11 protein-coding genes are annotated in these 14,552 nt (G+C 72.7%); 6 read left to right on the top strand and 5 right to left on the bottom strand.

Translation table 11 applies throughout. The features are described from left to right. Positions 1–325 precede the first annotated feature (325 nt). Both ACW9TB_RS30015 and ACW9TB_RS30010 read right to left on the bottom strand, forming a co-directional pair. A complete protein-coding gene (locus tag ACW9TB_RS30015; RefSeq protein ID WP_472751446.1) occupies positions 326–2,728 on the bottom strand; it encodes a helix-turn-helix transcriptional regulator in 2,403 nt (800 codons plus the stop codon). A 170-nt stretch (positions 2,729–2,898) separates the two neighbouring features. Beyond that, positions 2,899–3,639, bottom strand: a complete 741-nt coding sequence (locus ACW9TB_RS30010) for a GntR family transcriptional regulator (protein ID WP_472751445.1) — start codon at positions 3,637–3,639, stop codon at positions 2,899–2,901. A gap of 277 nt (positions 3,640–3,916) precedes the next feature. Here ACW9TB_RS30010 and ACW9TB_RS30005 point away from each other — a divergent pair, with 277 nt between their 5' ends. The 3 genes from ACW9TB_RS30005 to ACW9TB_RS29995 all read left to right on the top strand — a co-directional run bounded on the left by ACW9TB_RS30005 (position 3,917) and on the right by ACW9TB_RS29995 (position 7,726). Next, positions 3,917–4,720, top strand: coding sequence for an inositol monophosphatase family protein (locus ACW9TB_RS30005; protein ID WP_472751444.1), 804 nt, complete (start codon positions 3,917–3,919; stop codon positions 4,718–4,720). A 147-nt stretch (positions 4,721–4,867) separates the two neighbouring features. Then, positions 4,868–6,190 (top strand): lanthionine synthetase LanC family protein, encoded by a 1,323-nt coding sequence (locus ACW9TB_RS30000; protein WP_472751443.1) that lies wholly within the window; start codon positions 4,868–4,870, stop codon positions 6,188–6,190. A 645-nt stretch (positions 6,191–6,835) separates the two neighbouring features. After that, positions 6,836–7,726, top strand: coding sequence for a glycoside hydrolase family protein (locus tag ACW9TB_RS29995; protein ID WP_472751442.1), 891 nt, complete (start codon positions 6,836–6,838; stop codon positions 7,724–7,726). Positions 7,727–7,903: 177 nt separating this feature from the next. On the opposite strand, the gene ACW9TB_RS29990 is transcribed toward ACW9TB_RS29995, so the two are convergent. Further along, positions 7,904–8,890 carry a sulfotransferase family protein gene (locus tag ACW9TB_RS29990; RefSeq protein ID WP_472751441.1) on the bottom strand — a complete coding sequence of 329 codons (987 nt, stop codon included), beginning with the start codon at positions 8,888–8,890 and terminating at the stop codon, positions 7,904–7,906. A gap of 633 nt (positions 8,891–9,523) precedes the next feature. Between ACW9TB_RS29990 and ACW9TB_RS29985 the strand changes: the two genes are divergently transcribed. Genes ACW9TB_RS29985 through ACW9TB_RS29975 form a run of 3 tightly spaced genes read left to right on the top strand, consistent with a single transcriptional unit; the run spans position 9,524 to position 12,464 of the window. Continuing rightward, the gene (locus ACW9TB_RS29985) at positions 9,524–10,507 is read left to right on the top strand and encodes a sugar ABC transporter substrate-binding protein (RefSeq protein ID WP_472751440.1); all 984 of its coding nucleotides are present in this window, start codon (positions 9,524–9,526) and stop codon (positions 10,505–10,507) included. Then, the gene (locus ACW9TB_RS29980) at positions 10,504–11,532 is read left to right on the top strand and encodes an ABC transporter permease (protein WP_472751439.1); all 1,029 of its coding nucleotides are present in this window, start codon (positions 10,504–10,506) and stop codon (positions 11,530–11,532) included. Before ACW9TB_RS29985 ends, ACW9TB_RS29980 begins: the two co-directional genes overlap by 4 nt. A 35-nt stretch (positions 11,533–11,567) precedes the next feature. Next, on the top strand, positions 11,568–12,464 hold the full coding sequence (locus tag ACW9TB_RS29975; RefSeq protein ID WP_472751438.1) for an ATP-binding cassette domain-containing protein: 897 nt from the start codon (positions 11,568–11,570) through the stop codon (positions 12,462–12,464). A 6-nt stretch (positions 12,465–12,470) separates the two neighbouring features. Here the strand turns inward: ACW9TB_RS29975 and ACW9TB_RS29970 are convergent, their stop codons facing one another. Both ACW9TB_RS29970 and ACW9TB_RS29965 read right to left on the bottom strand, forming a co-directional pair. Then, positions 12,471–13,874, bottom strand: coding sequence for a ferredoxin reductase family protein (locus tag ACW9TB_RS29970; RefSeq protein ID WP_472751437.1), 1,404 nt, complete (start codon positions 13,872–13,874; stop codon positions 12,471–12,473). Beyond that, positions 13,871–14,470, bottom strand: coding sequence for a DUF305 domain-containing protein (locus ACW9TB_RS29965; RefSeq protein WP_472751436.1), 600 nt, complete (start codon positions 14,468–14,470; stop codon positions 13,871–13,873). Before ACW9TB_RS29965 ends, ACW9TB_RS29970 begins: the two co-directional genes overlap by 4 nt. Positions 14,471–14,552: the final 82 nt, after the last annotated feature.

Genomic DNA, 14,552 nt, shown 5'->3' with positions numbered 1-14,552 from the left:
GGCCCCTGGCTGTACTGCCCACACTGGTTGGGGACGTGGCGACACGGATCGATGATCTTGTAATAGGTGAGGGCCTTCGGGCTCGGGCTCGTTTACGGACTCGGTTTTGGACTTGGGCTCGGGGTCGGGCTCGTTTCCGTTCCCGTGCTCGGCCCCAGACTCGTCTGCGGTCCCGGCTTCGAGCTTGGCCCCGGCCCAGGATCGGCCTCGTCTACGGCCCCGGCTCCGGGCTCGGGCTCGTTTCCGTGCTTGGCCCCGGCCTCGTCCGCAGGCTCGGTTCCGGGCTCGGTTTCGGCCCAGGCCGCAGGCTCGGGGCCGGTGAGCCTCAGAGGGAATGCCGGTGGCCGTGTTCCTCGGCCGCGAGCCTGGCCAGTTCGACCCGCGAGTGGATGCCCAGCTTGCGGAAGACCTGCCGCAGGTGGAAGGCGACGGTGTGCTCGCTGATGAACATCTGCTCGGCGGTGTGCCGGTTCGTCAGCCCCTGGGAGACCAGGTCGCAGACGGCCTGCTCGGTACCGGTCAGGCTGGCCCATCCCGACACGGGATGGTCGGTCCTGACCCAGTGGCGGCACCGCTCGCCCAGCAGCCGCAGCCTGCCCCGTACCCGTGCCGCGTCCCGGACGGCTCCCACGGACCCGTAGCAGGCCAGGGCGGTCTTCAGGTTCTCCACGGCCAGGTCCCTGCGCCCGCCGCCCGCGCCGAGCAGTACGCCGAGATCCTCCGCCGCCGAGGCCCTGGCCCAGGGGTCGGTGTGCCCGGCCACCGCGCGGACCAGTGCCTCGGCGTCGCGTTCCCGCAGGCCGCGCGCGTGGTCGGCGGACACCGACGGACTGGGCAGGCCCGGATTGCGCCGGGCGATGTCCTCGGCCGCGCCGACCACGGTGTCGGCCCTGCGCCGGTCGTCCACCGCCATCGCCACCCGTACCAGCCACGCGGCGGCGGTGGGTTCACCGGCCAGTGCCCCGATGTGGCGGGGCAGCGCGTCGTAGACGCCGCCGAGCGAGCTCATGCCGCCCGCCGCGCCGTCGCGCGCCTCGCTGATCCGCCCGGCCGCCAGCTCCGACCGCAGCCGCGTGCACGGCGGCATGCCCGGTGCCGACCTGACCAGGTCCCTCTTCATGTACCTGATGGCCCCCGGCAGGTCGCCGGAGCGCAGCGACGCGGTACCGAGGACCGACAGGGCGGAGGAGGCCAGGAGCGGGGCGTCCAGGGTCCCGGCGGCGGCCAGACCGGCCTCCGCGTGCTCGATCGCGCCGCCGAGCCGTCCCGCGGCCAGGTCCAGCCGGGCGCGCAGGACGGGGATCTCGGCGGCCCAGGCGTGATCCCCCTCGGCGTCGGCCTCCTCGGCGGCGCTCTCCGTCGCCAGTCCCGCCTCGTCCAGCAGCCAGAGGTCGATGAGCATCGAGGCCAGTACCGCCCGAGGCTGCCGGTGCGGGCCGCGGGCCGGTCGCTCCACGGCCTCCCGCGCCAGGTCCAGCCCGCGCGCGAGGCCGCCCTCGTCCCACGCGCGCAGGGCCAGGTCAACGAGCCTCCCGTCCCCGTCCTCACCATGCCGGAATGAGGAAGAGCGCGAGAAGTGAAGGTCAACGAGCCTCCCGTCCCCGCCCCCGGGCAGGTCGGCCCAGGCTCGCGGCGGCGCGGCCCTCCCGGCCCCGCCGTCGTCCCGGGGGGTTCCGGCGGAGCGCTCGACCTGCTCCCGCAGGGCCCGCCGCACCGGTGACGGCACCCCGTCGACGACCGACCGCCACACCAGTTCGTGACGGAACGCCAGCTCGTCGCGGGTGGCCACGAGCACCCCGGCCGCCAGCGCCTCCTTCAGCGGGGGAAGCAGCGCGGCCGGGGTCTCACCGAGCATCTCGGCCGCGTACGCCGGTGTGACCGAGCGTCCGAGCACCGCGATGGCCTCCAGCAGGTAGCGGGTCCTGGTGCCCAGCTCGTCCAGGCGCCGACGGACGGCGGCGTGCAGGCGCGGGGGCAGCACCGCCCCGGCGGGGGTGAGCCCGGCCAGCCGGGCGACGCCGTCCTCGACCAGGACGGCGTCCTCCTCGCGCAGCCCGGTGAGAAGCTCGCAGAGCAGGAGCGGGTTGCCGCCCGCCTGGGCGGCCAGCGCCGCCAGCTCCTCCCCGGGGGCCGCGCCCAGGATGTCGGCGGAGACCTCGGCCACCGCGTCCTCGCCGAGGGGGCGCAGGACGATCCGGGTGGCCCCCTCCTCCTCCAGCAGGTCGAACAGCCGTCCCGCGTCGCCGCGCGCCGGGGTGCTACGGCGGGCCAGCAGCCACGCCACCGGGTACGAGGCCAGCCGCGAGGGCATCGTCCGCAGGGCCATGACCGTGGCGGGGTCGGCCCACTGGAGATCGTCCAGCACCACCAGCAGCGGTCCCGAGGTGAGTCTTCTCTCCAGCGAGGTACGGACCTGCTCGGCCAGCCACAGCAGCAGTTCCGGCCCGTCGGGGGAGGAGTTCCTGGCCATGAGCGTCGGGGCCGTCGGCGCAGGCGACTCCTCAAGCGCGGACAGCAGCGGCCCCAGCGGGGTCAGCCGCCCCAGCTCGTCGGCCCGGCCGCTCGCCACCGGCGTCCCCCGCGCGGTCGCGGCCTTCGCGGCCTCGGCGAGCAGCAGCGACCTGCCTGTCCCCGGTTCGCCCTCGACGAGCATGACGTTCCCGGTCGTGGACGCGACGCCGCCCAGCAGGGCGAGGACCGCCGCCCACTCATCTCTCCGGCCGCGCATAGTCTTGTCTCGGATCTGGGGTCATACGGCGGGCTTCCTGAGCGGTGATTACGCATAGGACATCCCCAGGGGACGAATCATCACGCGTCGGGCACCCTCGTACGCGGGCGGTTTGGCCCAGATTTGACCTCGCAGACCCCCATCGCCCTCTGTTGTCCTTTGTCGCCCGGTCAGCGCTCGATGAGCGTGACCTCCAGGGAGTAGTGCGAGGCCCGGTAGACGTGGGAGCCGTGCTCGACGGCCCTGCCCTGGTCGTCGTAGGTGGTGCGGATCATCGTGAGCAGCGGTGCCCCGCGCCGCTCGCCGAGCAGCCTGGCCTCGGCCGCGGTGGCCGCCCGCGCCCCCATGCGCTGGTTCGCCACGCGCATCCGCACCCCGGAGGCGCGGAGCACCTCGTACAGCCCGCGTTCCTGGAGGTCCTCGGCGGTCAGCGGGGCGAGGCCGGAGGGCAGCCAGTTGTGCAGCAGGGCCAGCGGCTCCCCGGCGGCGTAGCGGATCCGCTCCAGGCGGAGCATCTCGGTGCCGGGCGCGACGCCGAGGACCCCGGCGACCTCCTCCCCCACCGGGGCCGGGGCCAGGAGCAGCACCCTGGTGGCCGGTTCCTGGCCGGCCCTGCGCAGGTCGTCGTAGAGGCTGGTCAGCTCGACGGAGCGCTTGACCTGGCCGTGTACCACCTGGGTGCCGACGCCTCGCTTGCGCACCAGCAGGCCCTTGTCGACCAAATACTGGATCGCCTGACGGACGGTCGGCCGCGACAGGCCCAGCCGGTCGGCGAGCAGGATCTCGTTGTCGAGACGCGACCCCGGGGGCAGGTCACCCCGGCGGATGGCCTCGGAGATCTGCTCGGCCACCTGGAAGTAGAGCGGGACCGGGCTGGACCGGTCGAGATCGATGGCGAACCGCGCCGTCATTCGACCTCCCGGTTGACACGCCGCGCCGTCAGGCTAGCGGACATCAGAATGTCCTGACAAAAACCGGCCAGGGCCGATGGGGGCCCGGTGCGCGCGTACGGGGCCGGTGTCCTCGTACAGGATGGGAGGGGGAGCGGGGGCGTCGCGGGCCCGCCTTCCGGCGACCGGAGCCACCTCGGCGCAGCCCGGACGCCGTCGGCGACCGGCGCTGTCGGATTCGGGCCGCCGAGGCTTGTGCCGCCGGGTTCGGGTCACTGTTCGCGCCACTGGAGGAAAGATGGATCAGAGCACCGCAGCAGAGCTCTCCGCCGTCGCGGTCGAGGCCGCCCGCGCGGTGGGCGACCGGCTCCGCGAGGCGTTCAGGTCGCGTCCCGTGGTCGAGACCAAGAGTGACTTCCACGATCCGGTGACCGAGCACGACCGCGCCGCGGAGGAGACCATCCGGGAGGTCATCGGCAGGCGCGTACCGGAGAGCACGATCATCGGCGAGGAGGGCGGCAGCACGGGCTCCGGCGAGATCCGCTGGTACGTCGACCCGATCGACGGGACCGCGAACTTCGCCGCCGGGCTGCCGTTCTTCTGCGTGTCGATCGCCGCCGCCGTCGGGGACGAGGTGGTCGCCGGGGTGGTGTACGACCCGGTGCGCGACGACGAGTTCCGGGCCGACCTGGGCGGATCCTGGTGCAACGGCGTGCGGCTGCGCAGCGCCGGTGCCGCGCGCGACCGGGAGGGGGTGCTGCTGACCAGCTATCCCACCCCCTGGGAGCTGGCCGAGGTCGGGGAGGAGGCGCTGCGCCGGTTCGGCAGGATGGTGGAGGCGTTCGCCTCCACGCGCCGTCCCGGCAGCACCGCGCTCAAGCTGGCACACGTCGCGGGCGGGTGGGCGGACGTCGCCTACGGCAGTAGGGTCAGTCCGTGGGACATGGCGGCGGGGTCGCTGCTGATCCGTCAGGCGGGAGGCGTCTTCATCCCGCTGGACGGATCGATCTTCGAGGCCGGCGGCTATCTCGCCCACGTCGGAGGCTTCGACCTCGCGGGGTCGGTCATGAGCGACCTCCTCCTCCGCGACCGCCCGGCCTGAGGGCCGGTGATCCAGGTGGGAGCGGTGGAAAAGCTCGCATGGAAGACCCTCTTCGCGGGCAGGTCCCGCGTGTCGGTCACCGCATTACCTATTGATCCTGTAGGAAATATAGGTAAAATGATTGTCTCGCCGTACGAAGGAGCCGCCATGAGCCTGGAGCCGGAGGCCGAGAGCCCGCTGGCCGCCGCGGTCGGGGCCGCGCGCTGGATCCGTTCCGCGGCCGTGGACGACGAGCGGGGGCGGCACTGGCTGGCCAACCCCGACCCCCGGGGCCGGGCCGCGATGCCCGACCACCCCCTGTCGCTGTACTCGGGGGCGGCCGGGATCATCCTGTTCTTCCTGGAGCTCGCCGCCGCCACCGGTGACGACGGCTACCTGGAGGACGCCGCGGGCGGGGCCCGCTACCTCGCCGCCACCTGGCGGGAGCAGGCCGACCTCTCCCTCCATCACGGGCTGTCCGGGGTGATGTTCGCCCTCGCCGAGGCCGGATGGGCCACCGGCGAGGGGGACTTCGAGGTCGAGGCCGCCGCCGTCGCCGACCGCGTCGTGCGCAGCGCCCGTCTCATCGACGGCGGCCTGGGCTGGACCGGAGACCCGGCGCAGCGAGGCGACGGCGGGATCATCCTCGGCCTGCTGCACGCCGCGGGCATCCTGGGGGTGCCCGCCTACCAGGAGGTCGCCGTCGAGGCGGGCGCCCGCATCGCCACGCTCGTCGTCCCCGGCCACCGCTTCGGCGAGGGCGCCTGCGCCGACCTGCCGCTGGACGCCGTCACCCCGGGCTTCCTGTCCGGCACCGCAGGGACCGCCTTCCTGCTCGCCCGCCTGTACGGCGTGACCGGCGAGAACGACTTCCTGGGCGCCTCCCGCAGGGGGGCCGACTTCGTCCGCGCGGTCAGCGCCGTGACCGAGCGGTGCGCGCTGGTACCGCATCACATCCCGCAGGGCCGCGACCTGCACTACCTGGGCTTCTGCTCAGGCTCCGCCGGGGTCGCCCGGATGTTCTACGAGCTGCACCGGGTGTCGGGCGACGCCGGGGACCTCGACTGGGCCGAGCGGCTGGCCAGGGGGATCGTCCGCAGCGGCGCCCCCGCCAACCAGAGCGGCGGCTCCTGGAACTCGGCCTGCCAGTGCTGCGGCACCGCCGGTCTGGTGGAGCTGTTCGTCGGGCTCTGGGCGGCGACCGGCCACGGCAGACACCTGGAGTTCGCCCGCACGCTGGGACAGAACCTGGTCGGCCGGGCCACCGGCCACGACGGCAAGGGCACCCGCTGGTACCAGGCCTACCGGCGGCTGCGCCCCTGGGAGGTCACCGCCGACACCGGCTACATGGTCGGCGCGGCGGGGGTCGGGGCCGCCCTCCTGCACCTGGACGCCACCGCCCGCCCCCAGGAGGCCCGGCGGCTCATCCTGCCGCCGGACAATCCGTTCCCCGCCATCCCGCTGCCGAGTGCGACGCTCCGCCGGTCCTGACGGTCCCGAACGATCGTGAAAGGCACGTCGCCGACGAACCGGCCGGTCATCGCGGGCGAACGTGACGAGCGGCCGTCGCGGCGAGACGGCACCTGGGGCGCAGTACGGGTGCCGCTGCCGCCGGACGGTGCGGAAGATCGCGGCGAGACGGCGCCGGGGCGTGGCACGGGTGCCGCTATCACCGGACGGTGCGAAAGATCGCGGCGAGGGGCCGCCGTGGCGAGACGGCGCCGGGGGCGCAGTACGGGTGCCGCTATCACCGGACGGTGCGAAAGATCGCGGCGAGCGGCCGTCGCGGCGAGACGGTGTCGCCGCCGGGCGGTGTGGGGGAGCGGGACGCGCGGGTCACCGCGACCCGCCGCGCCCGCGCACGTCCCCCCACCCTGTACGGTCGGGCATCGAGGCCTCCACCGGGCCCGGCGCCACGGACACGTCCCCCGGCGCCGTCCCGGCACTCCGGACCGTGTCACCCCCGGTACGCCCGATCGTGCCGATCCGGTCTGGAGGAGCGGCGGCCACCGGTGCCCCTCGCGCCGGAGGAAGCAAGGACGATATGCCCTTTGGCCGTCAAGGGGTGACAAAGCTCGTGATGACGATTGGTGATTCTCCGTGAGTGCTACCCAGGGCTTGCCTAATCTCGGTGTCGTGACAATCGAGGATTTCCTTCCCGACCCCAACCGTTCCACCGTCGCGATCGAACCGGCGCAGCCGGGTGCCGGTCACTGGGCCGGCGCCCCGAGCGCCGTGGCGAGCGACGGACTGATCTACCTCGCCTACCGGCTGCGCCGCCCTGTCGGCGAGGGCCGAGGCTACGCCGTCGCCATCGCCCGTTCCGTCGACGGTGAGCGGTTCGAGACCCTGCTCACGATCGGCAGGGAGGAGATGGACACCGAGTCCCTGGAGCGGCCCACCCTGGTCCGCACGCCGGAGGGGCGCTGGAGGCTGTACCTCAGCTGCGCCACCTACGACACCAAGCACTGGCGGGTCGAGGTGCTGGAGGCCGACGACCCGTCCGGTTTCCGGGCCTCACAGCGGCGGGTCGTGCTGCCCGGCGACCCGAAGACCGGTGTCAAGGACCCGGTGATCGTGCTGCGAGACGACGTGTGGCACCTGTGGGCCTCCTGCCACCCGCTGGAGGAGGCCCACGAGGCCGACCAGATGGTGACCGACTACGCCACCAGCGCCGACGGCATCGAGTGGACCTGGCAGGGCACCGCGCTCAGCGGCCGTCCCGGCACCTGGGACGCCCGGGGCGCGCGGGTGGCGGCGGTCCGCTTCCTCGGCGACAGGGTGGTGGCCTTCTACGACGGCAGGGCCACCGCGGCGGAGAACTACGAGGAGAAGACCGGTGTCGCGATCGGCACCGACCCGGCGGAGCTGACCCCGCTCGGCACCGAACCCGTCGGGTTCTCCCCGTACGCGGGCGGTGGCCTGCGCTACATGGACATCGTGGACCTGCCGGGCGGCGGGCGGCGGCTCTACTACGAGTACACCCGCGAGGACGGGGCGCACGAGCTCCGCACCGAGCTGCGCTGACCACGGCACGGCCGCACCGCCGCGCACGGACCGTGCCCCTCGGGCGCCGGGCGATCCCCGGCCGCGTACGGGCACGGTGACGGGCGCTGTGCGGTGCCGCCGGTGTCCCGGGCGGATCACGTACCGGACGACCGGGGTGCCCGGCACCCCGGCCGTGCTCGGCGGCGGGCGTTCCGGCTATGCCTGGGGGCGGCCGTTGCGCGCCTGGCGCTGGCCGTCGGGGCGGGTGCCCACCAGGCCGCCCGAGCGCTCGCGGGGGCGGAGCCAGTCGCTGAAGTCCTCGCCGGTCACCTTCTGCAGCAGTGCCAGGTCCTCGGTGAAGTAGGAGATCAGCTTCTCCCGCTGGTCCCAGGTCAGCGGCTGGCGGGAGCGGGCCCGCTCCTGCAGCCTGCGCTCCAGCGGGTCGGTCAGCGCCACGCTCACCCGCGACGGCAGGAACCGCCCCACGGACGATCCCACGCGCAGCGCCCGCGACAGCATCCGGTGTTCGAGGGTCGGCTCGGGGTGGGCGGTCACGTTCTCCCGGGGGACCTCGGTGACCACGCCGGTCTCCACGCCGAGGAAGCGGCAGATCCGGTCGAGGGTCTCGGCGGGGCGGTCGACCAGGTCGCGGTAGCGGTAGACGAGCACCTGCTCGCGGGGGAACAGGGTGAACAGGTGTTCGAGCTGCTCACCGTACTTGCCGAGCCCGAGATAGTGCCAGAACGGCGCCCAGCCCGCCCCGACCCGTCGTTCCTCCTCGGCGCAGGCCCGCACCACGTCGCCGATCGGCTCCAGCCCGGCCGACCACAGGTGGGTCCAGTTGGAGTGGGCGCGCTCCACCGGGTCGCGCAGCACCACGATGAGCCTGGCGTCGGGGATGGCCGCCCTGATGCGCCGCTGCGCCGCCAGGTCGTAGAGATAGAACGGGGTGGACTCGCCGGTGAGCGTGCCCGGAGGTGCCGCGCCGAACAGGGCCTCGTAGTCCTCGCGTCGCCAGACGTGCTCGCGGTAGGTCTGGGCGTCGCCAGGCCCTCCCTTCGTCGGTGGCGGGCCGTCGCTGAGGAAGAACTTCGGTTCCTTCACCGGGGACATGAACAGTCCCGGGTGCCGGGCCAGCGCGGCGTGCAGGGCGGTGGTCCCGGCTTTGGGAGCACCGATGGTGAGGAAGTTCGGCAGGGGCATCGCTATTACCCTTAATCCCTACTGTGATTATTGGTAAATATAGCCCCTTCTCGGGCGAAGGCAAGTCCCGGCCATGCGATCGCCGTGATCCAAGGGGCTTCCCGGTTGCGGGGATTTCGGTGGTCGACGCCTATCTCCAGGTCGTGGACGTGAAGGGTGTTGTCCCGTTCAGAGAACGCTGAGTTCTTTTCGGCTATTTCACTACCGCGGAGGAGTTTTGTTGCGCTGTGAATAAACAGGATACCTGTGCCGTATTCCGGATTCGATCTCGTCCGAGAGCGGTGTCCTCGCCGCCCTCGTTCTTCCACGATCCGGCCTGCATGCCCTTCCCCCTCAAAGCTGCCCCAAACGACTCCGGACGGCTCCAAGATGCTCCTCGCGGTGCGGTGACGTGCTACGTGGCGCCGGAGGGGGCGCCGCCGGGCCGTACGGTCACGTCGCGCCGACGACCGGTAAAAGCCCAGGCAACGGCGGGCGCGAATGTCATGGCACAAAGCTGAACCGGGGCCGGTAAGGGCCGTCGCCGCCGATTTCATAAGTCTTGATGTCACGACAAATCATTGACACACGAGTAATGGCTGGTTACAAACCAGGGATGAGGGAGATCCGGCGAGGCGACGCGCGGAGGTACCGATGAAGTGGACGACAGGGCTGGTCGCGGTGGCCGTGCTGGGCCTTTCCGCACTGACCGGCTGTTCGGCGGGGCAGCCCTCGGGAGACCCCTCGGGCGCGGCGAGCGGCCCCGCCCCGGCGGCCGGTGGCGGCACCTTCGCCGTCGTCACCCACGCGAGCGCGGGGGACGCCTTCTGGGACGTGGTCAAGAACGGCGCGGAGGCGGCCGGGAAGCGGTACGGCGTCACCGTGACCTACCAGGGCGACGGAGACCCGGCGAGGCAGTCCCAGCTCATCGACCAGGCCGTCAGCCAGAAGGTCGACGGCCTCGTGGTCTCCATGGCCAACCCGGACGCCCTGAAGGAGTCGGTCGGCAAGGCCGTGTCCGCCGGAATCCCGGTGATCACCATCAACTCCGGCGGCGACGTCTCCCGCGAGTTCGGCGCGATCACCCACGTCGGCCAGTCCGAGGACGTGGCGGGCCGGGGCGCCGGGGAGAAGCTCAGGGCCGAGGGCGTCACCAAGCTGCTCTGCGTGATCCACGAGGCCGGGAACGTCGGTCTCGACCAGCGCTGCAACGGCGCGACCCAGGGCCTGGGCGGCACCGTCGAGCGGCTCCAGGTGGACGTGGGAAACCTCGCCGACGCCACCTCCAAGATCAAGGCGAGGCTCCAGTCGGACACCTCGCTCAACGGCGTCCTCACCCTGAACCCCGCGGTGGCCGTCGCCGCCCGCGACGCCATCGCCGACGGCGGCTCCACGGCCAGGCTCGGCACCTTCGACCTGTCGGCCGACGTGGTCGCCGCGATCAAGGACGGCGAGATACTGTTCGCGGTCGACCAGCAGCAGTACCTCCAGGGATGGCTGCCGATCACGTTCCTGACCCTGCACCGGGAGAACCTCAACACCGTCGGCGGCGGGCTGCCGGTCAACACCGGCCCCGGCTTCGTCACCGGGGACAACGCGGAGAAGGTGGCCCAGCTGGCCGAGAGCGGCACCCGGTGACGGTGGCGGACGAGCGGCTGGCCGGGACCGGGGTCGCCCGCAGGCTGCTGATCCGGCCCGAACTCGGCGCCGTCGTCGGCGCCCTCGTGGTCTTCGCGTTCTTCGCCGGGCAGTCGGCGGTCTTCCGTTCGGCCGAGGGCGTGGCCAACTGGCTGGACCCGGCCTCCACCCTCGGGATCATGGCGGTGGCGATCGCGCTGCTGATGATCGGCGGGGAGTTCGACCTGTCGGCCGGGGTGCTCACCGGCACCGTCGGCCTGGTCACGGTGATCCTCGCCACCCGCTACGACCTGCCGGTGTGGGGCGCCATGCTCGCCGCCCTGGCCGTGGCGCTGCTGGTCGGCCTCCTCAACGGGCTGGTCGTGGTCCGTACCGGGCTGCCCAGCTTCATCGTCACCCTCGCCACGTTCCTGATGCTGCAAGGTGTCAACCTGGGCGTCACCAAGGCCCTCACCGGAACCGTGCAGGTCGGCGGCCTGCGCAGGGCCGAGGGGTACGAGGAGGTGCGGGCGGTGCTCGCCGGGACGATCCCGGTCGGCGGGACCGACTTCCGGGTGGCCATCCTGTGGTGGCTGGCCGTCACCGCCCTGGCCACCTGGGTGCTCACCAGGACCAGGGCCGGAAACTGGATCTTCGCGGTGGGCGGCGACGAGCGGGCCGCCCGCGCGGTCGGGGTTCCCGCCGAACGGACGAAGATCGCGCTCTTCGTGACCACCGCCGTGGCCGCCTGGCTGGTCGGCTCGATCATGGCGCTGCGCTTCACCTCGGTGCAGGCGGGCTCCGGCGTCGGCCAGGAGTTCGTCTACATCATCGCGGCGGTCATCGGCGGCTGCCTGCTGACCGGCGGCTACGGCTCCGCGATCGGCGCCTCCGTCGGCGCGGTGATCTTCGGCATGGCGGACAAGGGCATCGTCTTCGCCGGTTGGGACGCCGACTGGTTCACGTTCTTCCTCGGCGCGATGCTGCTGCTGGCCACACTCGCCAACCGGTTCGTCCGCCGGTACGCGGAGGAGGTGAAGCGGTGACGGGAGACGAGCCCCCGACAGGACGTGAGGCGACAATGGGAGACGAAGCCACGAGGGGCCGTGAGACGGTGACGGGGGACGAGACGGGCCGCGAGACGGGCCGTGCGGTGACGGCGGAGGGCGAGAAGGACGCGCCGCCCCTGCTGGAGGTCCGCGACGTGGGCAAGACGTTCGGCGGCGTGATCGCGCTGCGGGACGTCTCCATGCGGGTGCGCGCCGGGGAGGTGAGCTGCGTCCTCGGCGACAACGGCGCGGGCAAGTCCACGCTGATCAAGATCCTGTCGGGCATGCACGCCCCCGACTCCGGCTCGTACCTGGTGGACGGTGCTCCCGCCGCCTTCGCCAGCCCCCGCGACGCCCTCGACAAGGGCATCGCCACCGTCTACCAGGACCTGGCGATGATCCCGCTGATGTCGGTCTGGCGGAACTTCTTCCTGGGCTCCGAGCCCGTGCTCGGCCGGGGGCCGCTGCGCCGCTTCGACGTGGCGGGAGCGAAGCGTACGGTCCGCGAGGAGCTGCGCTCCATGGGCATCGACATCCGCGACGTCGACCAGCCCGTCGGCACCCTGTCCGGCGGCGAGCGCCAGTCCGTGGCCATCGCCCGCGCGGTCCACTTCGGCGCCCGCGTCCTCATCCTGGACGAGCCCACCTCCGCCCTGGGCGTCAAGCAGGCCGGAGTCGTCCTGCGCTACGTCGCCCAGGCCCGCGACCGGGGTTTGGGCGTCGTCCTCATCACCCACAACCCGCACCACGCCTACCCGATCGGTGACCGCTTCCTGCTGCTCAACCGGGGGGCGAGCCTCGGTGAGTACGCCAGGGCGGACATCACTCCCGAGGAGCTCACCTCCCTGATGGCGGGTGGCGCCGAGCTGGAGCGGCTCGCCCACGAGCTGGGCCGGGGCGGCCCCCCGCGGCAGCCGCCACCCCCGTGAACCCGCTCAGAAGTCGAACGACTCCACGTGGATGCGGCGGCTGGGCACGCCCGCGCGGCGCAGGGCGGAGCGCGCCGCGACGGTCATCCCGGCGGGGCCGCACAGGTAGACGTCGTGGACGGCCAGGCCGGGGATGAGGGTCCGCAGCGCGCGCCCGGTCAGCGGCACGTTCCGCTTACCGGACGATCCGGTCAGCTCGTCCACGGTGTAGTGGATCGTGGCACCGCGCGCGGCGGCGATGGCGTCCAGCTCGTCGCGGAGGATCAGCTCCTCGTCGCGGCGGGCCATGTAGACCAGGGTCACCTCGCCGGGCAGCGTCTCGAAGAGCGCGCGCAGCGGGCTGATCCCCACGCCGCCACCGACCAGCAGCACCTGCGGCCTGCGGCGCCGCGCGGCGGTGAGGGCCCCGTAGGGACCCTCGGCCCACACGCGGGTGCCGGGCCGCAGCCCGGCGAGCGCGCTGCTGTGGTCGCCGACGCCCTTGACGGTGATCCGCAGGAAGCGGTCGTTGGCGGGCGCCGACAGCGAGTACGGGTTGGCCGTCCACCACATGCCGGGGGCGAGGAACCGCCACCGGAAGAACTGGCCGGGTTCGGCGCCCAGCTCGTCCAGGTGCTCACCGGTCAGGTAGACCGACACCACGGCGGACGACTCCCTGCGGACCCCGGTGACCCGCAGCCGGTGGCGCAGCGCGCGGCGGACGGGGGTGAGGAAGCGGTACCAGACCAGCAGGGCGACGACCGACACGTACAGCGCGTACCAGAACACGCTCATGACGGCGCTCCCGGCGAAGTCCGGCCCGGTGAGCTGGTGGCCGAACCCGAGGAAGACGGCCCCGTAGGTGACGAAGTGCAGGTAGTGCCAGGTCTCGTACCGCATCCGGCGCCGCACCTCGCGCACCGAGACGACCGCGACGCCGGTCAGCAGCAGGAGGGCGGCCGTCGCCTCCAGCATGGCCGGTCCGTTCAGGATCAGCCCGGCGGTCCCCTCCAGCACGCCCGCGCCGGACCGCGCCACGTGGGCCGCGACGGCGAACAGCATGTGGGCCACCGACAGGACGATGGTGCACCGGCCGCCCATCGCGTGCCAGCGTGCCAGCCGGTCGGTTCCGACCCCGCGATCCAGCGCGGGAACGCGGGCCATCAACCCCAGCAGCACGGCGCAGGCGTAGCCCGCGAGCAGGCCGGTGAGCCTGCCCGCCCAGGACAGCAGCCCGGTGAACCCGGAGACCGAGGTCATGTCGGACCAGCACGTCGCGGTCGCCGCGACGGCTCCGGCGTAGATCAGGGCGAGGACCAGGGACGGCCGCGCCCGGCGCGCGGGCGGGCGGACCGGGGTCCTGCGCCGCCGCGCACGCGTGCCGGGGTGCGGGCGCGTCGCGGAATCGGGGGCGGGGGCGGCGCCTCTCACGGCTCCAGCCGGGGAAGCTGGCCGCTGTGGGTTTTCTCCAGGGCGGCGGCGAACGCCTTGGTCTCCTGGTCGGCGCCCGACTTCTGCTCGCTCTTCGCGACCAGGACGGACTGCGTGAGGTATTCGCGCGCGTCCTTGGTGAAGAGCCGGTCGAACGCGGCGCCGTCGGCCCGCTTCAGGGCCGCGAAGTCGTCGGGAATCACCATGCCCGGTATGTCATGCCCCTCGTGCTCGTTGCTCTCCGGCACCCCGGACCGCCGCAGCAGGTCGCGCAGCCCCTGGAGCGTCGTACGGCGATCGGCGACGTACTCCTCGGCGAACCGCTTGAGCTTCGGGTTCGAGGTCTTGCCGGGGGCCAGTTCCAGTAGGCGCACCGCCTGCTCGGTCATCGGGATCATCAGCTGCAGCCACGCGATGTCGGTGCCGTTGAAGGAGCCCGACGCGCTTCCGGTCGGTGTGGGAAGCGCGGCGGGACCGCTTCGCGACGGCGGGTGGTTCGCGGCCGAATGGGTCTGCGGCTCGGCGGCGACACATCGCGAGACCAGCAGCACGGTGAGTACGACGAGTACCGCCGCGCCGATCGTGGATGCCTTCATGTCGCTCCTCCGCTCGCCGGTGCCCTGGTGAGGCGAGGCCCGGTATGCCGGGCCTCGCCCCGTTCAGGGGAGACGGTACGCT

Source organism: Streptosporangium sp. H13245, assembly GCF_055690525.1.
The sequence above is the reverse complement of the archived record's forward strand: the minus strand, read 5'-3'. Positions and strand labels throughout refer to the sequence as shown.